The organism is Aquamicrobium ahrensii (genome assembly GCF_040545755.1).
Classification (GTDB): Bacteria; Pseudomonadota; Alphaproteobacteria; order Rhizobiales; family Rhizobiaceae; genus Mesorhizobium; species Mesorhizobium ahrensii.
Map to the genome: position 1 here is coordinate 108,368 of NZ_JBEPMN010000004.1, position 25,753 is coordinate 134,120.

The 25,753-nt window shown below is 62.6% G+C and carries 27 protein-coding genes and 1 CRISPR repeat array (1 of these 28 only partly in view); of the genes, 10 read left to right on the forward strand and 17 right to left on the reverse strand.

Annotated features, from left to right (window positions below):
- Nucleotides 1-2,056: direct repeats of the CRISPR family, unit length 31 nt; unit sequence GTTTCGATCCACGCTCCCGTGAGGGAGCGAC; it begins 656 nt to the left of the window's first position.
- Between the two features lie 198 nt (nucleotides 2,057-2,254).
- From cas2 to cas3, 7 genes are read right to left on the reverse strand one after another with little or no spacing between them, the layout of a single operon-like run.
- Nucleotides 2,255-2,545: a CRISPR-associated endonuclease Cas2 gene (cas2, locus tag ABID44_RS07545; RefSeq protein ID WP_354151087.1), complete on the reverse strand. Its 291-nt coding sequence runs from the start codon at nucleotides 2,543-2,545 to the stop codon at nucleotides 2,255-2,257.
- Nucleotides 2,546-2,553: 8 nt separating this feature from the next.
- Complete coding sequence (cas1c, locus tag ABID44_RS07550) at nucleotides 2,554-3,579, reverse strand: type I-C CRISPR-associated endonuclease Cas1c (RefSeq protein ID WP_354151260.1); 1,026 nt, start codon at nucleotides 3,577-3,579, stop codon at nucleotides 2,554-2,556.
- Between the two features lie 6 nt (nucleotides 3,580-3,585).
- On the reverse strand, nucleotides 3,586-4,230 hold the full coding sequence (gene cas4, locus ABID44_RS07555; RefSeq protein ID WP_354151088.1) for a CRISPR-associated protein Cas4: 645 nt from the start codon (nucleotides 4,228-4,230) through the stop codon (nucleotides 3,586-3,588).
- A gap of 28 nt (nucleotides 4,231-4,258) precedes the next feature.
- Nucleotides 4,259-5,209, reverse strand: coding sequence for a type I-C CRISPR-associated protein Cas7/Csd2 (gene cas7c, locus ABID44_RS07560; RefSeq protein WP_354151089.1), 951 nt, complete (start codon nucleotides 5,207-5,209; stop codon nucleotides 4,259-4,261).
- Nucleotides 5,206-6,972, reverse strand: coding sequence for a type I-C CRISPR-associated protein Cas8c/Csd1 (cas8c, locus tag ABID44_RS07565; RefSeq protein WP_354151090.1), 1,767 nt, complete (start codon nucleotides 6,970-6,972; stop codon nucleotides 5,206-5,208). Before cas8c ends, cas7c begins: the two co-directional genes overlap by 4 nt.
- Nucleotides 6,969-7,637, reverse strand: a complete 669-nt coding sequence (cas5c, locus tag ABID44_RS07570; protein WP_354151091.1) for a type I-C CRISPR-associated protein Cas5c — start codon at nucleotides 7,635-7,637, stop codon at nucleotides 6,969-6,971. Before cas5c ends, cas8c begins: the two co-directional genes overlap by 4 nt.
- A 52-nt stretch (nucleotides 7,638-7,689) precedes the next feature.
- Nucleotides 7,690-9,930: a CRISPR-associated helicase Cas3' gene (cas3, locus tag ABID44_RS07575; protein WP_354151092.1), complete on the reverse strand. Its 2,241-nt coding sequence runs from the start codon at nucleotides 9,928-9,930 to the stop codon at nucleotides 7,690-7,692.
- Nucleotides 9,931-10,377: 447 nt separating this feature from the next.
- Here cas3 and ABID44_RS07580 point away from each other — a divergent pair.
- Nucleotides 10,378-11,138 (forward strand): IS5 family transposase gene (locus ABID44_RS07580; RefSeq protein ID WP_354151261.1). Its coding sequence is split into 2 segments (ribosomal slippage): nucleotides 10,378-10,705 and nucleotides 10,705-11,138, totalling 762 coding nucleotides; the frame shifts between segments, so codons are not numbered across the junction.
- A 13-nt stretch (nucleotides 11,139-11,151) separates the two neighbouring features.
- Here ABID44_RS07580 and ABID44_RS07585 read toward each other — a convergent pair.
- The 4 genes from ABID44_RS07585 to ABID44_RS07600 form a co-directional block, all read right to left on the reverse strand.
- Nucleotides 11,152-12,177: a glycoside hydrolase family 25 protein gene (locus ABID44_RS07585; RefSeq protein ID WP_354151093.1), complete on the reverse strand. Its 1,026-nt coding sequence runs from the start codon at nucleotides 12,175-12,177 to the stop codon at nucleotides 11,152-11,154.
- 171 nt (nucleotides 12,178-12,348) lie between these two features.
- Nucleotides 12,349-12,543, reverse strand: a complete 195-nt coding sequence (locus ABID44_RS07590; protein ID WP_354151094.1) for a hypothetical protein — start codon at nucleotides 12,541-12,543, stop codon at nucleotides 12,349-12,351.
- A 148-nt stretch (nucleotides 12,544-12,691) separates the two neighbouring features.
- Nucleotides 12,692-12,940: a ParB N-terminal domain-containing protein gene (locus ABID44_RS07595; protein ID WP_354151095.1), complete on the reverse strand. Its 249-nt coding sequence runs from the start codon at nucleotides 12,938-12,940 to the stop codon at nucleotides 12,692-12,694.
- A 98-nt stretch (nucleotides 12,941-13,038) separates the two neighbouring features.
- Entirely contained in the window at nucleotides 13,039-13,506 is a 468-nt protein-coding gene (locus tag ABID44_RS07600; protein WP_354151096.1) for a hypothetical protein, read from the reverse strand.
- A 204-nt stretch (nucleotides 13,507-13,710) separates the two neighbouring features.
- Here ABID44_RS07600 and ABID44_RS07605 point away from each other — a divergent pair, with 204 nt between their 5' ends.
- Both ABID44_RS07605 and ABID44_RS07610 read left to right on the forward strand, forming a co-directional pair.
- Nucleotides 13,711-13,875, forward strand: a complete 165-nt coding sequence (locus tag ABID44_RS07605; RefSeq protein ID WP_133675307.1) for a DUF1127 domain-containing protein — start codon at nucleotides 13,711-13,713, stop codon at nucleotides 13,873-13,875.
- A 111-nt stretch (nucleotides 13,876-13,986) separates the two neighbouring features.
- Entirely contained in the window at nucleotides 13,987-15,042 is a 1,056-nt protein-coding gene (locus tag ABID44_RS07610) for a DUF1176 domain-containing protein (RefSeq protein ID WP_354151097.1), read from the forward strand.
- 114 nt (nucleotides 15,043-15,156) lie between these two features.
- Here the strand turns inward: ABID44_RS07610 and ABID44_RS07615 are convergent, their stop codons facing one another.
- Nucleotides 15,157-16,011, reverse strand: coding sequence for an alpha/beta hydrolase (locus ABID44_RS07615; RefSeq protein ID WP_378226343.1), 855 nt, complete (start codon nucleotides 16,009-16,011; stop codon nucleotides 15,157-15,159).
- Between the two features lie 142 nt (nucleotides 16,012-16,153).
- Complete coding sequence (locus ABID44_RS07620; protein WP_354151099.1) at nucleotides 16,154-16,651, reverse strand: flavin reductase; 498 nt, start codon at nucleotides 16,649-16,651, stop codon at nucleotides 16,154-16,156.
- A 180-nt stretch (nucleotides 16,652-16,831) separates the two neighbouring features.
- On the opposite strand from ABID44_RS07620, the gene ABID44_RS07625 reads away from it, so the two are divergent.
- The 4 genes from ABID44_RS07625 (at nucleotide 16,832) to purB (ending at nucleotide 21,141) form a co-directional block, all read left to right on the forward strand.
- On the forward strand, nucleotides 16,832-17,893 hold the full coding sequence (locus tag ABID44_RS07625) for a branched-chain amino acid ABC transporter substrate-binding protein (RefSeq protein ID WP_354151100.1): 1,062 nt from the start codon (nucleotides 16,832-16,834) through the stop codon (nucleotides 17,891-17,893).
- Nucleotides 17,893-18,903 (forward strand): P1 family peptidase, encoded by a 1,011-nt coding sequence (locus tag ABID44_RS07630; protein WP_354151262.1) that lies wholly within the window; start codon nucleotides 17,893-17,895, stop codon nucleotides 18,901-18,903. The genes ABID44_RS07625 and ABID44_RS07630 overlap by 1 nt, the downstream gene beginning before the upstream one ends.
- 62 nt (nucleotides 18,904-18,965) lie before the next feature.
- Nucleotides 18,966-19,691: a DUF2259 domain-containing protein gene (locus ABID44_RS07635; protein WP_354151101.1), complete on the forward strand. Its 726-nt coding sequence runs from the start codon at nucleotides 18,966-18,968 to the stop codon at nucleotides 19,689-19,691.
- A 142-nt stretch (nucleotides 19,692-19,833) separates the two neighbouring features.
- On the forward strand, nucleotides 19,834-21,141 hold the full coding sequence (gene purB / locus ABID44_RS07640) for an adenylosuccinate lyase (RefSeq protein ID WP_354151102.1): 1,308 nt from the start codon (nucleotides 19,834-19,836) through the stop codon (nucleotides 21,139-21,141).
- 48 nt (nucleotides 21,142-21,189) lie between these two features.
- Here the strand turns inward: purB and ABID44_RS07645 are convergent, their stop codons facing one another.
- A complete protein-coding gene (locus ABID44_RS07645; protein WP_354151103.1) occupies nucleotides 21,190-21,480 on the reverse strand; it encodes a putative quinol monooxygenase in 291 nt (96 codons plus the stop codon).
- A 96-nt stretch (nucleotides 21,481-21,576) separates the two neighbouring features.
- Entirely contained in the window at nucleotides 21,577-22,392 is an 816-nt protein-coding gene (locus tag ABID44_RS07650; protein WP_354151104.1) for a VOC family protein, read from the reverse strand.
- 241 nt (nucleotides 22,393-22,633) lie between these two features.
- Here ABID44_RS07650 and ABID44_RS07655 point away from each other — a divergent pair, with 241 nt between their 5' ends.
- Nucleotides 22,634-23,182, forward strand: a complete 549-nt coding sequence (locus tag ABID44_RS07655) for an RBBP9/YdeN family alpha/beta hydrolase (protein ID WP_354151105.1) — start codon at nucleotides 22,634-22,636, stop codon at nucleotides 23,180-23,182.
- A 14-nt stretch (nucleotides 23,183-23,196) separates the two neighbouring features.
- Here the strand turns inward: ABID44_RS07655 and ABID44_RS07660 are convergent, their stop codons facing one another.
- Both ABID44_RS07660 and ABID44_RS07665 read right to left on the reverse strand, forming a co-directional pair.
- Nucleotides 23,197-23,973, reverse strand: coding sequence for an HpcH/HpaI aldolase family protein (locus ABID44_RS07660; RefSeq protein ID WP_354151106.1), 777 nt, complete (start codon nucleotides 23,971-23,973; stop codon nucleotides 23,197-23,199).
- A 117-nt stretch (nucleotides 23,974-24,090) separates the two neighbouring features.
- The gene (locus ABID44_RS07665; RefSeq protein WP_354151107.1) at nucleotides 24,091-24,411 is read right to left on the reverse strand and encodes a DUF1476 domain-containing protein; all 321 of its coding nucleotides are present in this window, start codon (nucleotides 24,409-24,411) and stop codon (nucleotides 24,091-24,093) included.
- A gap of 278 nt (nucleotides 24,412-24,689) precedes the next feature.
- Between ABID44_RS07665 and purC the strand changes: the two genes are divergently transcribed.
- Both purC and purS read left to right on the forward strand, forming a co-directional pair.
- A complete protein-coding gene (gene purC / locus ABID44_RS07670; RefSeq protein ID WP_035025532.1) occupies nucleotides 24,690-25,484 on the forward strand; it encodes a phosphoribosylaminoimidazolesuccinocarboxamide synthase in 795 nt (264 codons plus the stop codon).
- A gap of 25 nt (nucleotides 25,485-25,509) precedes the next feature.
- A complete protein-coding gene (gene purS / locus ABID44_RS07675; protein WP_354151108.1) occupies nucleotides 25,510-25,752 on the forward strand; it encodes a phosphoribosylformylglycinamidine synthase subunit PurS in 243 nt (80 codons plus the stop codon).
- Nucleotide 25,753: the final 1 nt, after the last annotated feature.

The following is a 25,753-nucleotide window of genomic DNA, read 5'->3' on the forward strand; positions in this document are numbered from 1 at the left end:
GGGTTTCGATCCACGCTCCCGTGAGGGAGCGACGTGCCAATCACCTTTCAACATCCCGACGCCGAGGTTTCGATCCACGCTCCCGTGAGGGAGCGACCGCCTGTGGCCCGATTACGCACAACCAGCCAGAGGTTTCGATCCACGCTCCCGTGAGGGAGCGACGAAAAGCATGAGGCCGAAGAAGATGACAAAGCCGTTTCGATCCACGCTCCCGTGAGGGAGCGACGGCTTGCGGGTGAGACGGCACCGTTCTTCGACGGGGTTTCGATCCACGCTCCCGTGAGGGAGCGACCCCGGCGTACTCACGTTTTAGTTCGCGCCAGTACGTGTTTCGATCCACGCTCCCGTGAGGGAGCGACTCGAAAGCCATGTCGCTCGGCAAGCTTAACGGCATGTTTCGATCCACGCTCCCGTGAGGGAGCGACCCTCACCAGCGGGCCACCACCACCAGAGGAGATGCAGTTTCGATCCACGCTCCCGTGAGGGAGCGACGCTTTGCTGGATTTGCGACCGGGCCGGACGATGTGTTTCGATCCACGCTCCCGTGAGGGAGCGACTACGCCGTCACAGCGCGTTGTGCAAAACATACTGGTTTCGATCCACGCTCCCGTGAGGGAGCGACGCGCTCTCATTGCTTCTTTCCTTTCTTGAAGCGTTGTTTCGATCCACGCTCCCGTGAGGGAGCGACGCCTGGCCGAAAGCACCGAGGCCGGCAACAAAGGTTTCGATCCACGCTCCCGTGAGGGAGCGACGTGATCTTCCCGTCAGTGTTGAGCACGTCGGGGAAGTTTCGATCCACGCTCCCGTGAGGGAGCGACAGTTTGCGCCGTCCGATCCAACAAGCATGCCATCGTTTCGATCCACGCTCCCGTGAGGGAGCGACATCAGCAACGGACGGTTGGTCGCGTTCGCCATTGTTTCGATCCACGCTCCCGTGAGGGAGTGACACGTTTACGGCTATCGAAACCAAGGCGAGCAATTGGTTTCGATCCACGCGCCCGTGAGGGAGCGACCCAATTGCAGAACGTAAAATCATGGTTGAGCGGGGTTTCGATCCACGCTCCCGTGAGGGAGCGACACGCCCTTGCTTGTCAGCGTCGGCGTTTCCGAATGTTTCGATCCACGCTCCCGTGAGGGAGCGACCTTGCCCGCACCTATTCCGACAACCCGATCGACGTTTCGATCCACGCTCCCGTGAGGGAGCGACGCGGCGGGGGCTGGTTCCGGGTATAGGTAGCACCGGGTTTCGATCCACGCTCCCGTGAGGGAGCGACTTTGGAGCGCGCTTGTCTCGGGTGGCGAGTTTGGTTTCGATCCACGCTCCCGTGAGGGAGCGACGGCGGAACTGGCTGGTCGTTGCAAAGAATAACGTCGTTTCGATCCACGCTCCCGTGAGGGAGCGACGCGATATGGAATGGTCATATTCGCTCATCGGTCAGTTTCGATCCACGCTCCCGTGAGGGAGCGACCCACCGCCGTAAGCTGTAAGATAGGTTCCGAAAGTTTCGATCCACGCTCCCGTGAGGGAGCGACCGGCAGGGCGCACCAAAACATCGGAGAAAGGAAACGTTTCGATCCACGCTCCCGTGAGGGAGCGACGTTGTGCCGGGGCTTGGGCCGGACGCCTATGCCAAGGTTTCGATCCACGCTCCCGTGAGGGAGCGACGGCAGGAAAAAGTGCCGGAAATCACGTTGCGCAAGTTTCGATCCACGCTCCCGTGAGGGAGCGACCAAGCAATGGGCCATCCTCGGCCATCTTGGCAAGGTTTCGATCCACGCTCCCGTGAGGGAGCGACCACCCCGCTTTCTTCTCCATCCCCGCCCAGGATGTTTCGATCCACGCTCCCGTGAGGGAGCGACGGCCCCATGGGAGGGGGAATGATGGCGCTGAAGAAGTTTCGATCCACGCTCCCGTGAGGGAGCGACCCATTCGCGATGTGAAACTCCGACTCACTTACAGGTTTCGATCCACGCTCCCGTGAGGGAGCGACAGTTCACGCCGAACAGTTTGAGAAACATGACGTTGTTTCGATCCACGCTCCCGTGAGGGAGCGACCGTGCTGATCTAACGCATGGATTTTCAAGGCACAACTTGGTCTGGTCGCGCGAATACGACGAGCAGCAAGGGGTTGCGGCGCGCAAGCCAAAAAGCGGCGCAAGAAATATCAACGATTTCAAAGAGCAGCAGCTGGTGCGAACCGGACCGGATTCCGATGCACGCTACAGGTTCGCACCCGCGGTGCGGATGGAAATTTCAGATGATCAGCGGTCCGTTGAGATCGGTGGCCGGTTTTGCTCCGACATATTCCACACGTCGTCGCCAGTTTGCACCGAGGTGATAGTAGCGCAAGCTGTCAGTTTGCGGGTCGATCAGGCTTTCCAGTCTGGCCTTCAGCCGGGTCCATTGCGCAGGATCGACCTCGATTTCGAAGACGGAATACTGCACCCGCTGTCCGAAATCCCGGCAAGCCTTTGCAACCGCGCGGAGCCGGGCCGGGCCGTTACCCTGTGTTGTGCTGACATCGTATGTCACCAGAACGAGCATGACACATCCTATTTCCAGAACCACGGCGGATAGGCGTCAATGTCGCCACGCAGATGGCGTGACAGCATCTGAGCCTGCAGATATGGCACCAGGCCCAGAGGCGCTTTCTCGCCAAGAAAAGGATGCGTGCGTTCTTCCCGCTTCCTTTCCTGCCATGAAGTCAGGACTGTACGGCGCGCATCTTCATGCAACATGACCGCTCCGCCATCCCTGGTCTCGAAATCGCGCGCCCGCAACTGGCGGCGGTTGATCAGCGACAGCGCCATCCGGTCGGCCACGACCGGCCGCAACTCCTCCATCAGATCGAGCGCCAGACTTGGCCGACCGGGCCTGTCACGATGCAGAAAGCCAGCGGCGGGGTCCAACCCCACCGCCTCCAGCGCCGAGCGGCAGTCATGCGTAAGCAAGGTATAGAGGAACGACAACAGAGCGTTGACCGGGTCGAGCGGCGGACGGCGCGAGCGGCCACGCCAGCGCAGTTCGGCATCCGGCGAGCGGATCAGATGATCGAAGACGGAGAAGTAGAGGTTGGCGGCCTCGCCTTCGGAGCCGCGCATGCGCTCCACTGTCTCATCGGCCAGTTCCACCCTTCGCATGATATGCGCCAGACGTACGGTGACCACTTCGATCGACTGGCGAACAACTGCGTCATAGTCGCCGCCATAGTCACGCAATGCACGCATGAGAACGGCTCGCTGGTTGGCGATCTTGCCGACCAGGAGAGAGCGCACAATATCCTCGGGCGCATCGCATGCCCGGTATTGGGCCCGGCGCAAAAGCACGTTACCGGCCGTCGGGCCGTCGACGCGCGCCTGAAACCGGCCATTTCGGTCAAGAAGCGTCAGCGTGACGCCAGCGCCTGCAAGAGCGCCGATGAGCGCCGGCGACACAAGAATGGCCCCGAAAACCACCACGCCGGCCAACATATGCAATGGCACCCGGCTGCGCTCCACGCCATCCACTTCGGCCACGAGGTTTTCGCCTTCCTTGCGCAAGACGGCGCCTTCCGTGGTCACATAAACCGTATTAAGCAGCTTTTTTCACGCTGGCCGCTTCTCCTCAAGGCTTGCCTCAACCATGCGCCGCCGCCATGCGCGCACCGGGCGCGCCACCGTGTCAGGCCTGCACAAGGGCAGCAGCGAACAGGCCCGGCAGCGCTGGCGATGCCGGGTCGGAGGCGGCGTCTCGCCACTCGAAAACACGACGGCAAGCGCGGCGATGGTGTCCAGGGTAAGTCGCCGAAGTTCATCATCGAACGGCACCACCACCCGTCGCCGCGTCTCGCCATAGAACAACGCCCCTTCGGGAACGCTCACGCCCGTCATTTCCTCCAGACACAGCGCCTGCGCGCATAGCTGAACCTCGTCGGCGCGATGTAGCTTCGGCTTGCCGCGCTTGAACTCGACTGGAAAAGGCGTCTCGCCGCCTGCCACCGGTATGAACTCGACAACATCGGGCACGCCGCCGATGTTGAGCGCGCGCGAGGCCAGCGGAAGCGACATGACACGGCGCGTGCCGCGCACCTTCCGGCCGCCGCCCTTGTCAGCCACGGCGTGCATGACATGACCCTCGGCGGTGAAGCGATTGTCCGCCCATATGCGTTCGAGGTGGATCAGCGCCGCCTGGCGCAGGCAATAGACAGCGTGCTGAAGAGCAGAAAGGGGAAGCGGCTCCATATCCGACATGACCGCGTCTCCCCTTCGCCGCCCCCGATCACAGCAGTTCGAGGATTTCGACGCCATCGGGCAAGTCTTCGCGATCGATCTCGATAATATAATCCGAGAAAGAGCGCGCGGGCGGCTGGTTGTCGAGGCGACGGTCGACCTCGCGGAACTCACCGTCGATGTTGCGGCCAATCCTGACGCGCTCGAACAGGGCATGGGCCGGCGCGTTGCCTAGGGCATTCCCGTGCCTGAACACCACCAGCTTGCGGGTGGCCATTTCGCCCCGCGCGGCCGAACGGTCGTGCTCGAACATGGTGGTGAGCGCCTCGAACAGAAGGTCGAGATCGTCCTGGGAAAAGCCAGTGCGTTCGGCGAATTTGGCCGAAATGAAGCCATGAGCGACATAGAGGCCATAGGGCACGATGTGCTTGCGGCCCATGGTGCGGTTGTCGGTGCGCCCGTCGCTGTCGTCGCCCTCGGCGCTCTTCTTCTTTTCCGCCTCGTTGGTCGCGGCCATGCGGGTGATGGAGATTTCCAGCGGCCAGATCGGCTCCACCGAGCGGGCAAAGCCAAGCTGCACCGGGCCCTTGACCTGTCCCGCGTTGATGCCGGTGGACATAACCGCGCCGAAGCTGCGCACGTCGAAGAAGTTCCGGCACATGAAAGCCGTAAGCGCCTTCGCTTCAGCATCGTCCTTGGGGTTGAGCTTGGCGTCCTTCTCCGCTTTCGCGTCGTCCGGACGCAGCGCCTTGTAGGCCTGCCGGTGCTTTTCGTTGAGGATCGCGCCTTCCTGCACATAGATGTGGAAGCCATCGACGCCCTCGCGCGCCAGTTCGACGTAGTTCCTGATCTTGCGCTTCAGGCTGACATCGGTGACCAGCCCGTTATTGGTCTCGGGATCGAGACGCGGCAGGTTGCCGGCATCGGGGTCGCCGTTCGGGTTGCCGTTCACCACCTCGAACACCAGGGCAAAATCGTAACGGTTGGCAATCGCGGTCATGCGTCTTCTCCAGAAGCGACGGCTCCATCCGTCTTGTTGAAAAACTCGTTGCGCTGGTGGTAGTAGCCGAGGCCGAAAAGGGCCTGTTCATCGGCTGCGAGCGTTGTCGGAAACGGATCGTCGCCGGGTGACATAAGGGCCATGATGGCGGCAATCTGCTTTTCCAGATTGACGCGGTGGCCGGGTCGCTGTTTGCCGACCTTGGACAAATGATTGGCCGCACCGCTGTCGAGCAAGGCGAATACCTTGCGCGGCTGCGCCGAGGCGGAGCCGTAATATTTTTCCCTGATGCCTGCGTTCAGGCTTTTGCCGAGCGCTGCAACCTGAATCTGCTCATAGACCGCAAACAGCCGTCCGAGCAGATAGCCCTTATTTTTGTTAGCCGGGTCGAACGCCACCGGTACCTCCCTGTTGAAATTACGGATAAGCAAACCCCTGAGCATGGATGCGCGCAGCGCATCGATCCGCCCGTCGGCACGGATACGTGTCAGCACCGCCGAAAGCAGCGTCAGCGGAAAACGGATGCCGGAGAGGATCGAGCGCATCCACTCGCCCGCCAGATTGGGCGGCACGTTCTCGCGCTTGCCCAGAACTGCCGTTTCCTGAAGGTAGCGCCAGACTGGCGGAAATCCGTCTCGCGGCGGCGGCTCTATGCGCATGGCCTCGACAAAGCTCTGGTAATTCTTCACCAGCACCCCGAAACTGTCCGCAAAGAAGAAGCGCACGGAAATGCGCGCCGCATTGGGCGCCAGCCCCAAGATGTAAAAGCGGACGTCTTCGCTCAGCGTCGGCTCGATCTCCGCCAAAGGCAGGCCCTGGCGGATGCGGGCCAGATACACGCCAAGACTTTCCCGGGCGGCTTTCTCCTCGGCCTGTTCCGCAGTTGCATCATCACCGCCGAAGAAGCTGAAAAACAGCGCTTCGGATAGCCGGGCTTTGGAAAGATCGGATGCGTCCGCCCAGAAAACGGTGGAGGCATCGCCGATCTGCAGGCGATGCCCACTGTCCTTTTCCAGAAAGCGGTTGAGGGCGGTGGTGTAGGCAAAGGCCGCCGCGGTCGAGACCGGCGCATTGTCGCCCTGTTCGTGCCCGTAGGAGGTGAAGGCGTCGAGATTGAAGGAGACCAGCGCGGCGCCGGAAGATTGTGCGCCCCACACCCCCTTGATCGAAGGGTGCAGGCGCGCAATTGCACCCTCATCGCCGCTGACGAGGCAAATCTGCCCGTCATCGTCGCTTCCAGCGTCGGCAAGGCGCGCCCACAGCGCCCGCGCGGCCGGGCGGTGGTGCAGGAAGGTGTCGCCACGACGTTCGCTTTCCAGCACGAAGACGACGTTCTGGTCCTTCATTTCGTCGGGCCAGAGAGGCGGCCCGAAGCTGTCCGGCTGCCAGTTTTCCAGAAATGCGCGAAGAGCGCGCAATCCCGCATCCCCGGTGTTGCCGATCGCTTCCAGATGCCGCTCTACGAAGGCGCGGTGTTCTTCGGCGGTGCGCTTGCCCTCGCCCGCGGTCACGCCCAGCACATAGGAGGTCTTGTCCCACATAAAGTTGGGTGAAATTCCCGCTGTGCGCTTCACCGCCTGCGGCACCGCCATCAACCGGGGCCGCGCCTTCCTGCCCTCGCCCTCGCGCCAGTCGATGACATGGGCGACGGAACCATCTTCGTTGAGGGAGATGACGAAACCGATCTTTTCCGAAGAATAGCCGAAGGGCGGCGCATCGGGCAGGCGCTCATAGGCGTTGACCAGCGAAGACAGGATGGTCATCGGCGCACCTCCGCCGAGGCTGGATGCGGCACCTTGACAACACCGTTCTCCATCATCGCCCTGAAGAACATGGAGGGCCGGCCAGGCGCCTGATGATCAATGTCAAACAACATGAAGCCGAGGTCGCGGCTCTCCGCAACGGCGGTGGGCGGAGGCAATGTGGGGTCGATGAGCTCGAAGCGGGCTGCGAATTCCCGGGCGCCGAGGCAGGGCTGGTGAAAACACTGCCCGCGTGCGGCACGCCGGTTGAAAATGTCGAGATGCTTGCCCTCTTTGTCGTCCGGACCGGCCCGGTCGGTCATCTCGAAATGCGCTTCTATGACATAGGCGGGCTTGACCAAAACGGTCGCGGCGCGCTGCTGGCGATCCTCATCGACCAGTTGCCCGAGGCCGCCCAGATCCCCGCGCTTCATGGCCGACCTGATCTTGCCCGCCGGCGCCTTGTGGCCAACCTCGTTGCGGCGGATCGACTGGTAACGGATCGGTTCCAGCACATGGATGGCGTCGATTACCCAGCGAATCGCAGGTTTCCAGTGGATCGCTTCCAGGATGCCCCGCGCAGCCGAGGGCGTCATCACGTCATAGGTGACACGCTCCACCTTCATTTCCGGCCGCGTGAACAGGCCGTAGTCACCAGAAACCTTCAGACGAATTCCGTAACTCAATGTATTTGCCCCCTCAGCCGCATCTCGACCCGCCCGACCTCGACATAGCCCGTCACCAGACAGACCCCTCAAGCGTCAGATACTCCGCGTTCTCCCAGATCAGCCCTGTATCGTGCCGGTAGAGGCTGTCATTCATCAGAACGGCGAACTGATCGCCGCGCAATTGCGGCTCTGCGAAGGCGACATGCCCGTTGCGCAAAAGCAGCTCGCGCGCCTTTGGCGGCGCCAGAACCACATAGGGTTGCAGTTCACGCGCCAGTCTGCCTGTCGAAATATCCTCGACGCCCAGTCTTCGGACGGACGCCTTCGCCTCTTCATCGATGGCGACGATCACCGGCTCGAGCCCACTCTCGATCATGCGGAAATCGCGGGCCACGCTGCGATAGCGGAAATCCGTTCCGGCGGGGCTGAGACCAAACCGCTCCAATATTCCTTTCCCGTCCAACCCTCTGGCGCCCACACGCCAGTAAACCTCGCCGAAATAGTCTTCGATCGCCGCCGGCGCGGTCAGGTCGTCATGCTTGCCGATAATGCGCTTCATGTCGCCGATCAGACTGGCGATCTCGCGCGGCGGCTCGTAATCGGCCGAATGGAACACGGTGACGACACTGTCGTCACGCGCACGCCTGCCCTCGCGGTTGACGCGGCCCGCCGCCTGAATGATCTGATCGAGTCCCGCCTCGGCGCGGAAGCCGACCGGGAAATCCACATCGACGCCGGCCTCGATCAGACTGGTGGCGATGAGACGGCACGGCTGCCCGCCGCTCAGCCGCGTCCGCACATCAGCCAGAATGCGCCGGCGATGCGCCGCATATTGCCGCGTCGTCAGGTGAACCAGCCCGTCGAGGCCGGCGGCCTGGGCCTGCGTAAACAGATCGAGCGCATGGCGGCGGCTGTTGACGATGACCAGCGCCTGTTCGTAGCGGCCCAGCGCCTCCACCAGCGCCTCATTGTCCATCTCCCCGCCATGGCGGATACGGGTCCGCGACAGGCGCGCCGCAAGACCCACGGGGTCAGGCGCCAGTTCACGCCCCTCCAGCGCGAGCCCGTCCGCGAACCCGGCGCGTTTGCCGAGCGCTGGCTGTGTCGCCGTGCACAACACGATCGTACAGCCATAGTTGCGCGCCAACTCGTCCAGAACCCGCATCACCGGCCGGAGATAGTGCCGCGGCAGAGTCTGCGCCTCATCCAGAATGAGGATCGAATTGGCAATGTTGTGCAGCTTGCGGGCGCGCGATGGCCGCGCGGCAAACAGGCTTTCGAAGAGTTGCACATTGGTGGTCACGACGACGGGCGCGGCCCAGTCTTCCATCGCGAGCTTGAGCTTGTCGCGCTGCTCCCGTCGCCCGTCCAGACGCTCCTCGTCGATCGAGGAATGGTGCTCCAACACATGCTCCGCACCCAGTACGTCTCGCAGCACCTGAGCCGTCTGTTCGATGATCGATGTGAAGGGGATCGCCATGATAATGCGGCGATGGCCGTAGCGCCTGGCGTGGTCGAGCGCGAAGCCGAGAGAGGCGAGCGTCTTGCCGCCGCCGGTCGGCACCGTCAGTGTGAACAGCCCCGGCTCCCGCTGCGCGCCATGCCGAACATGGGCAAGCACGCGCGCCCGCACTTGCCCGAGTTCGCCCGACGGTGCACCAAATCCGGCGATGTGGGCATCGAAGCCGGCCGCAAATTCATCGAGCAGGCCCCCCAGAGCTGGCCACTGCCGGTCCGCCTGCCGCTCTCCAAGCGACGCATAGAACTGTTCCGTGTCGCGAAAATCAGCATCCACCAGACACGAAAAGATCATGCGCCCCATGAAGGCGATGGCGAAAGCGCGCTCGACCGGATCGCGGGGCAGGCTGCGCATCATCTGCGGCACGAGGTCCGGCAACTCGCCGGGGATTTCACGCCGCCATGCGTCGTCAATCGCCAACGGTGCGCTCATGCGCAGATTGAAAGTTCCCTCGCCTTCTCCCTGGCGGTCCGGCAAACCCGCATGATGGCCGAGTATCGCATATCCGATGATCTCGGCCATCGCCGCATTGTCGCCGCGTGCCATGTCCTTCAGAATTTGGGCGCCCGCGGTCGAATGCTCGACCGTGGCAGCCGCCCCCTCCAGCCGCTGCTGGAAAGCCGGGGAATACTTCCCGAGATCGTGAAAAAGCCCGGCGACGAAGGCCGCGCGCCCCAGCCCGAACGACTGCGCCTTCCTCTCCGCAAGCGCCGCCACACCTTCAAGATGCGATTTCAGGCCCTGCCAGTCGCCCTTGCCCGGCTGGCTGCCACTATGCGCGTACCAGTCCATTCCATTCCCGCCCCCCTGCAAATATAAGTAGATCGGCCGAGGGAATGCAACCATTGACGCCACCTCCGGCGGTTCGAGGCCTGCCGATATGCCTTTCCGGGTGTTTGATGGTGGCAACCGCAATGGCTGTCCGCCCCGTGCTCGCGACTGGACCGAGGGCGGTGGGGTTGGCGCGAGGTCGGTTCAAACTCTAACGTATGGCGCACAGTCCTCTCTTGGCGCGGGACGGGACGCTTCAAACGATCAGGAGATCACCCGTCAGCGCGCAGCGCCGGCAACTGGTGGCGCGCGCTACACTTCTTGTGCGGCGGCTTGACTGGGTTCGCGATGAATCGAGCCGATCAGGGATATGAGAGCCCCAGTGAGGACTTCGTTCTAGGAAGTGTGGACTCTTGGGATTCCCCAGAGTGAGCAAATCAGATTCAAGGCTGTCTTTTGGAGGCAGTCATGGGAGCCTTGGATCGTCTGATCCTTCGGGATGATCAGTGGGAGCGGATGTCGCAGCACATCATCGGTGACGATCGTACGCGTGGCTCGTCCGGTCGCGACAACCGCATGTTCGTGGAAGCGGTCTTGTGGATCGTGCGAACCGGCTCGCCCTGGCGCGACCTGCCAGAGGTGTTCGGCGGTTGGAACAGTGTCTTCCGCCGCTTCAGCCGCTGGAGCCACAAAGGCATCTGGTGGCGCATCTTCGCGGCGATGTCCGACGATCCGGACTTTGAATACTTGATCATCGATTCGACTATCATCCGCGCCCACCAGCACGCCTCGGGCGCAAAAAGGGGGCTGAAGATCAGGCCCTTGGCCGTTCTCGAGGCGGCCTGAGCACCAAGATCCATATGGCCGTGCGCGGGCTGGGATGCCCGGTCCGCTTCACCCTTACGGCTGGCCAGAAAGGCGACGCTCCGCAGGCCGATGCTCTGATCGAAGGCTTGCCAGCCGAAATCGTGCCGGCCGATACAGCCTACGACAGCGACCGTCTGCGCAAGGCCATCGCTGACAAGGGCGCTGTCGCGGTCATCCCAAACAATCCTTCACGGGCTCGAAAACATCCCCTCGACAAGCATCTCTACGCACAGCGCCATCTGGTCGAGTGCTGTTTCTCAAAGCTCAAGCAGTTCCGCCGCGTCGCAACACGCTTCGAAAAAACGGCAAGCCACTATCTCGCCGTCGTAACCCTCGCCGCAACAATCCTATGGCTCAGATAACTGTCCACACTTCCTAATCCGCCTCGGCCATGAGCTGCCGCCCGCCCACCCAGTTGCGCCACTGCGCTTCGGTGCCGTTGAAGACGTTGAGGTCGATATTGCCCTTTACCCCGTGCGACAGGCCCGACCCCGAATATTGCCAGAATACCCATTTGCGGCCGGGATAGACCTTGGAGGGGTGCTGGGCCACGGCACGCAGCCAGAACGGATAGTCCGTGAAAGCGCCCTTGAGGTTATCGGCATAGAAATCGGGGGCGGTGTAGATGATGGGCCGCTGGCCATAATGGCGTTCCAGCCTGTCCATGAAGACCTGCATCTTCTCGCGCACCTGCGCCGGTGACGGACGCTTGCGGCAGCGCGACTCGCCGTTCCACTCCACATCGATGACGGGTGGCAACGCGCCGGCCACTTTCGGCACGTTGCGGATGAACCAGTCGGCCTGCTGGCTGGCCGGACGGCACCAGTAGAAGAAATGATAGGCGCCGCGCCTGATCCCTGCGGCGGCGGCTCCCGTCCAGTTCTTCATGAACATCGGATCGAGGTGGTCGCCGCCGTCCGTCGCCTTGATGAAGGCGAAATTGGCGCCCTGGCTGCGCAGCCTGGCCCAGTCGATCTCACCCTGCCAGCGCGACACGTCGACACCGTGAACCGCGTAGTGACGCGGCGTGACCTTGCCGAAATTGATGGGCTTGGCGTCTCGGAAGCGTTGCGGATGAATGACCGCATCGATCGCCTTTTGCGATCTGGTTGCGGGGCGCGGCGTCGGAACGAGGGCTGCTGTCTCCAGCGTCGGCATGGAGAATCCGGAATCGCTCTCGCCTCCGGTCAGCGCCGCGATCTGATCCTCCGGCTTTCCGGCAGGAGCCGCCGCGAGCGCCGGGGCGCCCCCGCCAACCTTGACGGAGGGCGTTACCGGCCGCTCGATCGAACTGGTCGTCTCCTGCGATGGGCGCGGGACGATGTCCTCGATGCCGACGCGTGAGCAGCCGGACGCACCGAGACCGAGAATGACAAGCGCTAGAAAAGCTGAAGAACGCATCCGGGACCTGTACGCAAGAACACATCGGCCGGCCGGCAGACACATGCCACTCCGGAACCCGGGGCAATTATGAAGGATGAATTACCAAGAAAGATTGAATCAATTTTTTAACGTCTGGCGCGAATCGCCCCCCGCTCCGGTTGCACCGGACAGGAGGCGCGGATCGATCATTCAGGAGCAAATCCCCTGCTCGCGGCATTCGCGCGCCACCATATAGGCGGGTGGCAACGATGGGTCATCGACACGGGCGCGGGCGCGCTCGAGCATCCAGCGTAACCCTTTCGGGTTTACGCGGTCGCGTTGCATGACGAGCTGAACCATCGGATCAGCCAGCAATTCGTCAAGCCTGCTCTTTTCCTCGCTCATGTCGCGCCTCTTTGTTCAGCCCCGCACCGATGCGGCATAGATAGGTACTGAATCTTGACGCGCCAATGGCACTGAGGCGACTAAGCTATGGCAAATGCGTGAATTTTTGCGACCAGTGTTCCGGTTCTGCCGGCCGCCTCCCGAGAGATCAATGTTTGCGGGCCTGCACGAGATAAGCGTCGATCATCTGCTCGCCCAGCCATTTCACGGCCTCCAGCCTGTGCAACCCTTCAACAAGCACGTAGCGCTTGCCGTCGTGGCGCACCTGTATCGGCGTCTTCATCCCGTTGTCGACGATATCCTCGGCAAGATGGCGCACCGTTTCTGGATGAAGCGTCTTGCGGCGCGCCGATGGCACGTAAATCTCGTCTATCGCGACTTTCTGCACTCTGAGCATGCGCGCCCCACCTGTTTCGCTGACCGCCAACCGGCCTGCCCTCGTCATATATAGCGTGTTTTTGCGAATGATCCCGGTTGTCGCGCCGGGTGCGGATGTCAGCGCCTGTTTTTGGCTCCGGCCGCTTCATCGATCAGCATGTTGGCGATCTGCATCCGGATCATGGCGCGCTGGCGCAGATGGGGCGGCACCCGGTCGGGATGATTGGTGAGGGCGAAGCGACGGCGCACGGCCCGCAGATCGACGCCCGGTCGCCCGAGGCCAAGCTCGGCGGCGATCGATTCGGCATCGACGGGCGCAAGTTCGGGCAGGATCGGCTGTCGGGCGCTCTCCGCATCTCCCAGCGCGGCCTTCGCCTGATCCAGCAAGGCGGCGAATTCAGAGCCAAGATCGACACCGCTATCGCGATATTGCGCGACCAGAGCCTCTTCAGACACCTTTATGCGCCCGGAATGCAACTCATCCACCACGGCGAGATAATCGAACGGCATGGTCGCCGTCGCCGGCATCGGCTGATCTTCGCCGGCCGAAACGAAAAGATCGTCCAGCAGGGACGCGAAATCCATTTTTGCGCCTCTGGCTATGTCCGCCTCCCCGCATTGAAACGCAAACAGCTTAAGCGCGGCCAGTTAAGATTGAGTGGCGTCGACAATTTAAATTCTCCGAAATGGTCGCTGCCCAAATTCATAACAGCCATGCCTATGTTGCAGCGCACAATCGTCACAAATGGGGTATAAGAAGCCAATGGGAGGACAATCAGGAGCCCGATCATGGGTTTTGTCACCGAACTGTTCGCTCGCCCCCGCCCCCAGGAAGAAGTGCGCTATCGTACGGCATTGGCTCTGCTCAACGCCATGAGCAATTCCGATCGCGCGGACATTGGCATCAAGCCGGCGGATTTTCCGCGCATCGCCCGTGAAATGTCGATGCGCTGACCGCCAGGTCCGATGTTCCGCATGTGGCGAATCACCGTCGCCTTACATAGTCTTCTCCTCCACTGTGCCGCATTCACGCGTTATGGCGCGGACATGGCAGGAGACGGACATATGAACAGAGCCTTGGCGCGGACCGTTGCGACGGTGGTTTCCGGCTGTCTTGTTGTCGCGGCTTCCACCTTTGCATACGCGGACACGGACGCCGTCTATATCGACGACAGGTCTGATCCGGCGGCGCTGGTCCGGTCGCTTTACAGCGCCATAAACCGCCACGAATATGCACGGGCCTGGGATTATTTCGGCGAGACGAAGCCGGCGGCGGACTTCGAAAGCTTCGCCAAAGGCTATGAAGGCACGACCTCGGTAGAAGTCGCAACCGGGGGCGTTTCGGAGGAGGGAGCCGCTGGCAGCATCTACTACACCATCCCCGTGGCGATCCGGGCCGGACAGCAGGATGGCGGCGAGAAGGTTTTTTCAGGCTGCTACACCCTTCGTCAGCTCAGCGCCCAGACACAGGAACCACCCTTCAAGCCGCTGCACATCGAAAAAGGCGAACTGAAGCCGGATACATCGGCCTTCGAGAACGCCTTGCCGGCAAGCTGCGGCGACGGCTCCATGCCGCCCCAGCGCGATACCACTCGGGAAAAAGCCAAGGCGGTTTTCGCCGCCAGCTATGGCGAGCGCTGCGACGCTTCCCTCTCCGAAGACGATGAGACGGCGGGCGTGGCCGACTACACGATCCGCCACCACACCAGAAACGACGACGCCGAAAAGGAAGCGCGGCTGTTCCGTTTCCCGTGCCGGCGTGGCGCCTATAATGAGACTTTCGTCTTCTTCCTGACGGATGACGACGGAGGTGTGCGCCAGCTTCAGTTCGCAGAACCGGAACTCGATATTCACTATGCGAATGACGACATCGAGGGCAAACTCGAGGCTGTCAATGTCGTCGGATACAAGGCCGCCGACGAACTGATGAACGCCGATTACGACGAGGCCACCTACTCGATTGTCGCGCATTCCAGATGGCGCGGTGTAGGAGATGCGTCCTCGACGGGCACCTGGCTTTTCCGCGATGGCCGGTTCTCGCTGGTGCAGTACGAGGTCGACGCCTCCTATGATGGCGAGATCAACCCCCAGACCGTGCTGGACTACAATACGGCGCCCTGACCTGCACGCTGGAGCATCGGACCGAAAAGTGGAATCCGGTTTTCGGAAAATCCGATGCCCAATCAAAATGTTAGAGCGCCCTTTAAGCGTCCGATTGGACGCATGAAGGGCGCTCTACCTGGCGACGGAAAGCATCCAGTTGAGCGTCTCGCGCCAGTCCGTCATGCGGATCGGCGTGCCGTGCGTGCCGGTTTCGAAGCGCACGAAGCGGGCCGGATAATTTTTGGATTTCGCCAGAATTGCGCGAAAGAAGGCTTCCTGCTTGTCCACAGCGAACACGGGATCCCTGCTGCCCTGCCCGAAGAAAACAGGAATCCGGCGTTTGAAGGCAGGGCTGGCCAGAAACCCGTCGTCCCACAGGGAGCCGAGCAGCAGAAGCCCATCGACCTGCGCAGCCGCATCCTTGCCGGCCGCCAGTTTCCAGCAGAGCGCGCCGCCCATGGACCCGCAGGCGACGAACACTTTCGCGCCCGGCGAGCGCTTTGCATAGTGGCTTATCAGAGCCGCGATCTCGGATGCGCCACGCTGGCCGAAATCGGAAAAATCCGGCGACAGATAAAGCCCGCCGTTCTGCGCCATCAGGTTCTTGATGCGGTTGAAGTTGCCGCCGAAGGTGAAATCGTCCACGCCCTGGCGGCGGCTGCCGCCCTGCCCGTGCAGGTAGAGCACGATGACGCTGGCGCCTTCCGTTCGCCCCACGGCAAAATGCCGTATGGCGCCGGCATCCGTCTTCAACGCCAGATCCTTCTGCGCCTTGCGCACGCCAGTCGACACGTAAGCGCCCTTCACCCGGCGCTCCGGAATCTGGTCGCGCTCGTTGATGTCGCGCATCTCGCGATAGTCCACCACCCGGTAGATGTCGCCGGGTTCAGCCGAGAGGACCCCGGGATAGGCGAACAGCTCGTCCTTGTAAGGCTTGAGTGCGGGCGATTGTGCGCTGGCCGGAGCGGCCAGCAACAGCATCGACATGAAAGCAATGAAACCGCGCATCCTGCGCGATTGCCCCGGGGCCGCCGCGCTTGTCAACAGTGGCCCCTGGCCAAAATGGCCTCCGCACTTTCCAGCGGCTCGCGGGGCTGGCTCATGTGGCAAGCGCTCTCACGCCTTTCGGTCAGAGATTCTCATAGCGGCGGTCATGGTACATCAGCGGCCGCTGGTCCGCGCCGACGCGAAGCCCTGTTACACGTCCAAAGAGCACGCGATGCGTGGCGATATCCTTGGTGTCGACGATCTCGCAATCGAATACCGCAACCGCATCGACAAGCGTCGGAGCACCTGTTTCGATCGTGTCCCATTCACCGGCGCTGAAGCGTTCCGCCATGGTCGGCAGGCCGGTCTGGCCGGAAATGGCCGCCGCCAGCGGTTGATGCCGCTCTCCCAACGTATTGAGCGCGAAATTGCCGTTGACGAGAAAGGCGTCGTTCTTGAGATTTTCACGGTTGAGGCACACCAGAATGATGGGCGGCGTGTCCGAAACGGAACAACTTGCGGTCACGGTCGCGCCGCGCAGGCCACCGGGTCCGTTGGTTGTCACGATATGGACGTGGCCGGCGAATTTGGCCATCGCATCGCGATAGGCCTGAGGTCCGATATCGTTTTTCTTGAGCACCGGCAGCGATCCATCTGCAATTTTACCGTTATATAAGACGGGCTTGCACGGGCCACAAGCAACACTTGCGGCAAAGGCAAGGCAGCTTCGGCGACGCCATCTGCCGTGTTGCGCAAGGCGTCGCCAGCCTCTACAGCAGGACGAACCGGCAATGAAGCCGAAGGATGAATTCACGCACCGATGCGCATCGCACAGGCCATAGCAGCAGCCCTCGTCGGCCACTTGCTCGCCTTCGGCGCCCACGCCGACCCGCTTGCAATCGGCGTCGCCGCGCCTCTTTCAGGCCCTGCGGAGTTGCTCGGACGCCAGATCGAGACCGGCGCTAAACTCGCCGCCAGCGCCGGGGAATCCGAACTTACCATTGCCGACGACGGCTGCACGGCTGCCGGCGGTGAAGCGGCGGCCACCCGTTTCGCGCAAGCCGGCGTACAGGCCGTCATCGGCTTTCTCTGCACAGAATCGCTGGAGGCGGCGGCGCCGATCCTGAAAGAGGCCGGCATTCCCGTCATCGCCGTTGGCGTGCGCACCGAGAGCCTGACCGACCGGCGCGACCGCACCGGCTGGCCGGTGTTCCGGCTCGGCCCGCGCGGCGATGACGAGCGCAATGCGGTGGCTTCCATCCTGACCCGGCTCTGGAAGGACGCGCATTTCGCGATCACCGACGATGGCACTATCTATGGACGCGAACTGGCGGAAACCTTCAGGGCGCAGGCTGGGCAGGCGGCGCTCAAACCGGTTTTCGTGGATACGTTCCGGCCCGGGCTCGACAACCAGATCGCATTGGCCGGACGTTTGAGGAGAGCTGGCGCGACGCATGTTTTCGTGGGCGGAGAGGCCGAGGACATCGCCGTCATGGGCCGCGATGCCGCGCAACTGGAATCCGGCATCACATTCGCAGGAGCTGAAGCGCTTCGTGCCGCCTCCGGCGATGTGGCGCTCGCGCCCGGCACGCTGATGATCGCCCTGCCGGAATGGGCCGAAGTGGCGGATCCGAAGGTGCTGGAGACGTTTCAGGCAAATGGCGCGCTCGCCGAAGGCTACGCCCTGCCCGCCTATGCAGCGGTTCAGGTGGTCGGGGCCGCGATGGAAAGCAACCAGCCATTGATGGAAGCGCTTTCCGGCCAGGACTTCGCCACCGCCATCGGGCCGATCCATTTCGACGCCAAGGGCGATCTCACGCAAAACCCCTATCGCCTGTTCCGTTTCGACGGGCAGCGCTTCATGCCGATTGAGGTGCAATGATGTTCCGGACAGGCCCGCGCAACCTCATCACCGATGTTTCCGGCCTCAGAGTCGGCAACGCGGCCGACGCCCGCATAAAATCCGGCGTCACCGCCGTGCTGTGCGACGAGCCGGCCGTCGCGGCGGTGCAGGTGCTGGGGGGCGCGCCCGGCACCCGCGAAACCGATCTTCTTGAACCGCACAACACGGTCGAGACTGTCAATGCCCTGGTGCTCGCCGGAGGTTCGGCCTTCGGGCTCGACGCCGCCGCCGGCGCGCAAGCCTGGCTGCGCGAACAGGGCATCGGCTTCGCCGTTCAGGACCAGATCGTGCCCATCGTGCCGGCCGCCATCCTGTTCGACCTCGCCAATGGCGGCGACAAGAACTGGGGACGGTACCCGCCTTATCGCGAACTCGGATATGAAGCCGCCGGCGTCGCAGCCGCGGATTTCGAAATCGGAACGCAAGGGGCCGGCTCTGGCGCACTGACCGCCGGCTTGAAAGGCGGCCTCGGTTCGGCCTCGACCGCGCTGGACAACGGCGTCACCGTGGGGGCTCTGGTCGCCGTCAATCCGCTGGGATCGGTCACGGTCGGCCGCAGCCGCCATTTCTGGGCTGCCCCCTTCGAGATTGGCGACGAATTCGGCGGACTTGGCCTGCCTGTCCCGATGCCCCACGACGCCCGCGAGATCAGGCTGAAATTCAGCGAGAAACCACAGGGGGCCAGCACCACCATCGCGGTTATCGCCACCGATGCGGTGCTGACCAAGGCTTCCGCCAAGCGGCTGGCCATCGCCGCCCATGACGGCTTCACCCGCGCCATATGGCCAAGCCACACGCCCTTTGACGGCGATCTCGTATTTGCGCTGGCAACCGGAGCAAGCGGCATCGAAGTCTCCCCCGAGCAGGCGATCACCCTTGGCGCCGCCGCCGGCGCGACAATGGCGCGCGCCATCGCACGCGGCGTCTTTGCGGCGACCGGGGCGCAGAACGATCCTTTTCCGAACTGGCGCATGACCACCGGCGGCTGACCACCTCAAAATTGCCGCCAATGGCTCTGATTGAAGAAAGCCGTCAAAGACAGGGGATTTCCTTGCGATTCGTCACACCCATCACCCTCGCATTTCTTTCCGGCCTCGCCGCCACGACCGCCAGCGCCGGCGATGTGGCCGAACTGAACATTCTGGGCTTCAGCCAGAACGGAGGCGTCTTCGCCTTCGAGGAATATGGCGTGCAGGACGGCTCCGGCTTCCCCTACGCCAACCGCTACTACGTCGATACGGCGAGCGACAGCTATGTGAAGGGAACGCCGGTCCGCGTGCGCATCGATGACGAGAGCGCCAGTTTGCAGGCCGCGCGCGACAAGGCGCGGGAACAGGGCGAGGCCTTCGTCAGCCAAGCCGAACTTGCCGCCAACCGCGGCTACACCGCAGGCCAGAACGCGGTCACCGAGCTTTCGGCCGATCCGTTGCGTATGGCGGTCAATCCGCGCCCCGTCTTCCCGGCCATCGACAAGCCGCTGGAGTTTCGCCTGGAAACCATCGCCCTTGGCGAGCTTGAGCAATGCCACGGCATGGGCGAGGCGGAAGGATTCCGTCTGCTGCGCATCGACGCCACCGATGGTGGCAAGACGCAGATCGTGCACGAGGACAAGTCCGTGCCGCAAAGCCGCGGCTGCCCGACGGGCTATTCGATCGGCGCGATCCAGACCTTCGCCGGCGGAGGCGGCGTCAGCCACTATGCGGTGCTGATCGCCGTTCGGAAGATCGGATTCGAGGGGCCGGATTATCGCTGGATGGCGGTGACCGGAAAGTTCTGACGCCGGCAGGCACGTCGATTTTGCGCAAGGCCGGGCATCTGCCCGGCCTTTTCCTTGAGTTAGCGGGCCATCCTGCGTTGAGCATCGGCGCTCACTCTGTTAGGAGGCGGGCGACTTCCCCCGAAAAACTGAGGGCCTCAAGATGATCCCGCGTTACTCCCGGCCGGAAATGGTCGCCATCTGGTCGCCTGAGACCCGCTTCCGCATCTGGTTCGAGATCGAGGCCCATGCCTGCGACGCGCTGGCCGAGCTCGGCGTCATCCCGAAGGACGCAGCAAAGACGATCTGGGAAAAGGGCGGAGCGGCCAAGTTCGATGTCGAGCGCATCGACGAGATCGAGCGCGTCACCAAGCATGACGTCATCGCCTTCCTTACCCATCTGGCGGAATTCGTCGGCCCCGATTCTCGTTTCATCCATCAGGGCATGACCTCGTCGGATGTGCTGGACACCTGCCTTGCCGTACAGCTCACCCGCGCCGCCGATCTGTTGCTGGCCGACATCGACGCGCTGCTTGCGGCTCTCAAGCGCCGCGCCTTGGAGCACAAGGACACCATAACCATCGGCCGCAGCCACGGCATCCATGCCGAGCCGACCACCTTCGGCGTGAAGCTGGCCGAAGCCTACGCCGAGTTCAGCCGTTGCCGCGAGCGTCTCGTCCATGCCCGCGAGGACATCGCCACCTGCGCCATTTCCGGCGCCGTCGGCACCTTCGCCAATATCGATCCCTATGTGGAAGAGCATGTGGCGAAGAAACTCGGCCTCAAGCCCGAGCCGGTGTCCACGCAGGTCATCCCGCGCGACCGTCACGCCATGTTCTTCGCGACGCTGGGTGTCATCGCCTCCTCCATCGAGCGGCTCGCCATCGAGATCCGGCATTTGCAGCGCACCGAGGTGCTTGAGGCGGAAGAATATTTCTCGCCCGGCCAGAAGGGTTCGTCGGCCATGCCGCACAAGCGCAACCCGGTGCTGACCGAGAACCTGACCGGCCTCGCCCGCATGGTGCGCTCCTACGCTTTCCCGGCCATGGAGAACGTGGCGTTGTGGCATGAGCGTGACATTTCGCACTCCTCGGTGGAGCGCATGATCGGCCCGGACGCCACCGTCACGCTGGACTTCGCGCTGGCCCGCCTCACCGGCGTTATCGACAAGCTGCTCATCTATCCCGAGAACATGGAGCGCAACCTCAACCGGTTCCGCGGCCTCGTGCATTCGCAGCGCGTGCTGCTGGCGCTGACGCAGGCCGGCGTCTCGCGCGAGGATTCCTACCGCCTCGTGCAGCGCAACGCCATGAAGGTGTGGGAACAAGGCAAGGATTTCCTTGAAGAACTGCTGGCCGACGCGGAAGTGACTGCGGCGCTTTCCGAGACCGAGATCCGCGAGAAATTCGACCTCGGCTACCACACCCGGCATGTCGACACGATCTTCAGGCGGGTGTTCGGGAAGAGCTGAGACAGCCCCATCTGCCCTTTTTGACGGGGCAGATGGGCATTGGCTCCTTCAGGCCGCAAACGGGTCCATCAGAATGACCGTCCCTTCACTGCGCCGATGCCGGTTTATCTGTGGCACAAGGCGCGTGAAGTGCTCGGCCCTGCAATGAGCATCCAGCGCGGCATGATCCGGCCACTGCTCGATGAAAACGAAATGGCCGGCATCCCTCTGGTCCACAAACAGATCGTAGGCGATGCAGAGCGGCTCAAGCCGTGTCTTTTCGACCAGTTCGGCATAAAGCGGAAGCACGATGCCGATGTGATCCGGGTTGATGAAGTCTTCGGCGATAACCTTGAGCATGCGCGTTCCTGTCATGACAGATGGAGACGGAGCGCTTTGTTCCGTCTCCATCTTGTTAGCAGGCGCCGACGCCGAAACCTGTCAGCAGGATGGCGTTCAGCCAGCCTTGCCGGGAACGGTGCGGATGACCGTGCCCCAAGGGTCTTCGCGGCTGGTGCTGGCGGAGGCGTCGGCGGAGCGCATCTCCACCCAGGACAAGCCACTGCGGCCGGGGTCGCGACGTTCCGCGCCGGGGCTCTGCCAGATATTGCCGGCGATGTGATGGTGGTAGCCGCCTGACGACATGAACACCGCCTTGTCGCCATATCGCGCCACAGTGTCGAAGCCGAACTCCTTGCGCCACCAGCTTTCCGCCTGTGCAGGGTCGCCCACGCGCAGATGAACATGGCCGACCACCGTGTTCTCCGGCGCGCCCGTCCAGCCGGCGTCACCGGCAGGAACTGAGCCGATGACGCTTTCCACATCCATGCGCGCCGTCGCCATCTCCACCTGCCCGTCATGCCACTTCCAGCTTTCGTGGGGACGGTCGATATAGATTTCGATGCCGTTGCCTTCGGGATCGGTGAGATAGGCCGCTTCCGAAACGATGTGGTCGGAAGCGCCATCGATCCTGATCTTGTCGGTGATCGCGTGGCCGATCCAGCGGCCGAGATCGGCGCGGGCCGGGAGCAGGAAAGCGGTGTGGAACAAGCCGGCCGACCGCGGGTCGTCGGGCTTCGCCGCCTTGTCCGATTCGATCACCAGCAAGGGCCTGCCACCAGCGCCCAGCGTGATGGTTTCGCCATCTCGCGACAATTCCTGCAAGCCTACTACGGTGCGGTAATATCCGGCCAAAGCCTCCGCATCACGAGCACGCAAGCCAACGCGCGAAACGCTGACCGGCGTCGTGGCGGCAAAGGGAAGTTCACTCATATTCATCTCCGTTCCGACTGGCTGCGCGCCCGCTTTCGCCATCACGAGAGGTAGCGCGCAGACTGCACCGGCAAAGCTCCGTCGCGTCAAATTCAAGGGTAGCCTCCGGCCATTCTTCTCCGCCAATATCGTCTTGCGCTCTCGTTCACACAATGCGCAAAATCAACAACATATCGTTCACTGAAATGAAACAATTCGCCATCCGTTGCAGGAGCGGCCTGTGATCGCTACATGCGGACCCATGAAGGTCAAAGACGCAGATATTCTCATCGTTCCCGGCTACACCAATTCGGGCCCCGACCACTGGCAGACGCGGTGGGAGACGAAGCTTTCCACCGCAAGGCGGGTCGAGCAGGCAGAATGGTCGAAGCCGGTGCGCGAAGACTGGACGAAAACGCTCGCCAAAGCGGTGAACGAGGCGCAAAAGCCGGTGGTTATCGTCGCCCACTCTCTCGGCGTGCCGACCGTCATCCAGGCTCTGCCGCAGTTCGGACGACCGGTGGCCGGCGCGTTCTTCGTCGCGGCTCCGGATGTCGCCAACCCCGACATCAAGCCGAAGCATTTGATGACGTTCGGGCCTTATCCGCGCGATCCCCTGCCGTTCCCGTCAGTGACCATCGCCAGCCGCAACGACCCTTACTGCGCCTTCGAGGTCGCCGAGGATTTCGCATCGGCATGGGGTTCGCTTTTCATCGACGCTGGCCAGTCGGGGCACATCAACGCGGCTTCCGGCCATGGACCGTGGCCGGAAGGGTCGATGACTTTCGCCCATTTCATGAGCCGTCTCTGAAGACGGCAGGCGGGCTATCTTTCGCCGACCGAGCTTTTCAGGCTTGAAAGAAGCCCCGCCGCTCCCTGCGCGATGAGCTGCTGCTCCGAGCCCGTGGCGAGCAGCCGATAGCCCATCTCCACAAAACGACCGGCAATGGCCGGGTCGGTAACATAGATGCCGGCATATTTGCCGGCCGTCCTCGCCCGCCCGGCAACGGAAGCGACCGTTTCCATCATATCCTCAAGCGTGGAATTGACCTTGCGGCCGTCGGTCCACGCGATCGACAGATCGCCCGGTCCAAGAAAGACGGCGTCGATGCCCGGTATCGCCAGAATATCGTCCAACACCGCCACCGCCTCGCGCGTCTCGATCATGGCGAACGACAATGTGCGCCCGTTGCTGGTGCGCAGCCATTCCTGATAGTCGCCATGGCCATGGCGGGGGAACGCGTAGGTCGGGCCCCATGAGCGCTGGCCAACGGGAGGATATTTCGTCGCCGCGGCGAAGGCCTGCGCGTCGGCGAGCGAATTGATCATCGGCGCGATGACCGCTTCCGCCCCGAAATCCAGCGCACGGCTCGCCATGTCGAACCGACCGACCGGCACGCGAACAAGCGCCGGTTTGCCAGTCGCAAGCACCGGCGTGAGACAGCGCAGAACGCTGTCCTCATTGTGGCCGCCGTGCTGCATGTCGAGCGTGACGGCATCAAACCCTTGCGCGGCGAGAACCTCCACCGTCAGCGCATCCGGCACGCAGGACCAGCTTGTCAGCACCACCTCATCGGCTTCAAGACGTTTCTTGAGCGACATGAGACCTCCTCAGACCTTGATTCCGGAAAATGTCCAAAACTCTTGTTTTGAAAAGGAAAAGCCGCCCGGTCGAGACGAGCGGCCTTTCAACGGTCAAAATATGCCTTGCGGCCAGCGTCAAGCGTTCTTGACCTGTTCGGCGGCGGTCGCCAGCAGCTCTTCCATGGTGCGGCGGATCTGATGATCGGACTGCTCCACCCCGGCCGTATCGAAATCCTTGCGGACCTTGCGGAACACGTCCTCGTCGCCCACTTCCTCGAAGTCGGCCTTGACCACTTCGGCGGCGTAGGCTTCGGCCTCGACGCCGCTCTTGCCGAGCTTCTCGGCGGCCCACAGGCCAAGCAGCTTGTTGCGGCGGACAATCGCCCGGAATTTCTGTTCTTCATCCAGCGCGAACTTGCGCTCGAAGCTCTCCTGCCGGTCCTTCATGTTGGTCATGGCGTTACCCTCCGGGTGCAAGCGATTCGAATTAACCTTGAATATGGAATGCGAATGCACAAACCAAAAGGCCGGCTTGCGGTCAATATGTGTTGTTGCCTGGCGCAATGCGGCGTCAACCTGCGGCATCGGGCATCTAAAGCAGTGCATGACCGCGATTCCAATTGAGGAAATGGTTCGTTTGCGCTAGAGACCCGGCTGAGCCCATGGTTGCCGCGACGAGCGGCCTGAAAGGGACGGTCACCGCGCCCCGTCCTTCGAGCCAGAGAAACACCGAGATGAAGTCACGCCGCCGAATCTATGAAGGCAAGGCCAAGATCCTCTATGAAGGACCGGAGCCTGGCACGCTGATCCAGTTTTTCAAGGACGACGCCACCGCCTTCAACGCCAAGAAGCACGAAGTGGTGGACGGCAAGGGCGTGCTCAACAACCGCATTTCCGAGCACATCTTCACCCATCTCAACCGCATGGGCATTCCCACCCATTTCATCCGCCGACTGAACATGCGCGAGCAGCTCATCAAGGAGGTGGAGATCATTCCGCTTGAGGTCGTGGTGCGCAACGTCGCCGCCGGATCGCTCGCCAAGCGCCTCGGCATCGAGGAAGGCACCGTGCTGCCGCGCTCGATCATCGAGTTCTACTACAAGGCCGACGCGCTGGACGACCCGATGGTGTCCGAAGAGCACATCACCGCCTTCGGCTGGGCGAGCCCGCAGGAAATCGACGACATCATGGCGCTGGCCATCCGCGTCAACGACTTCCTTTCCGGCCTGTTCCTCGGCGTCGGCATCCAGCTGGTCGACTTCAAGATGGAGTGCGGCCGCCTGTTCGAGGGCGACATGATGCGTATTGTCGTGGCCGACGAGATTTCGCCGGACTCCTGCCGCCTGTGGGACGTCGCCACCCAGGACAAGCTCGACAAGGATCGTTTCCGCCGCGACATGGGCGGCCTGGTCGAGGCCTATCAGGAAGTGGCGCGCCGGCTCGGCATCATGAACGAGAACGAGCCGCCGCGCCCGACCGGCCCGGTGCTCGTCGCCTCCGGCCTGCCCAAAGGCTCCAAGCCGCATTGACCTTTTCCGACAGGAGCAACCCAGCGTGATCAAGGCCCGCGTTATCGTAACCCTCAAGAACGGCGTGCTCGACCCGCAGGGCAAGGCCATCGAACATGCGCTTGGCGGGCTTGGCTTCGACGGCGTCGGCCAGGTGCGTCAGGGCAAGGTGTTCGATGTCGAACTCGGCCATGGCGACAAGGCGAAGGCCGAAGCCGATCTCAAGGCCATGTGCGACAAGCTGCTCGCCAACACGGTGATCGAGAACTACGCGGTGGAGATCGTCTGAG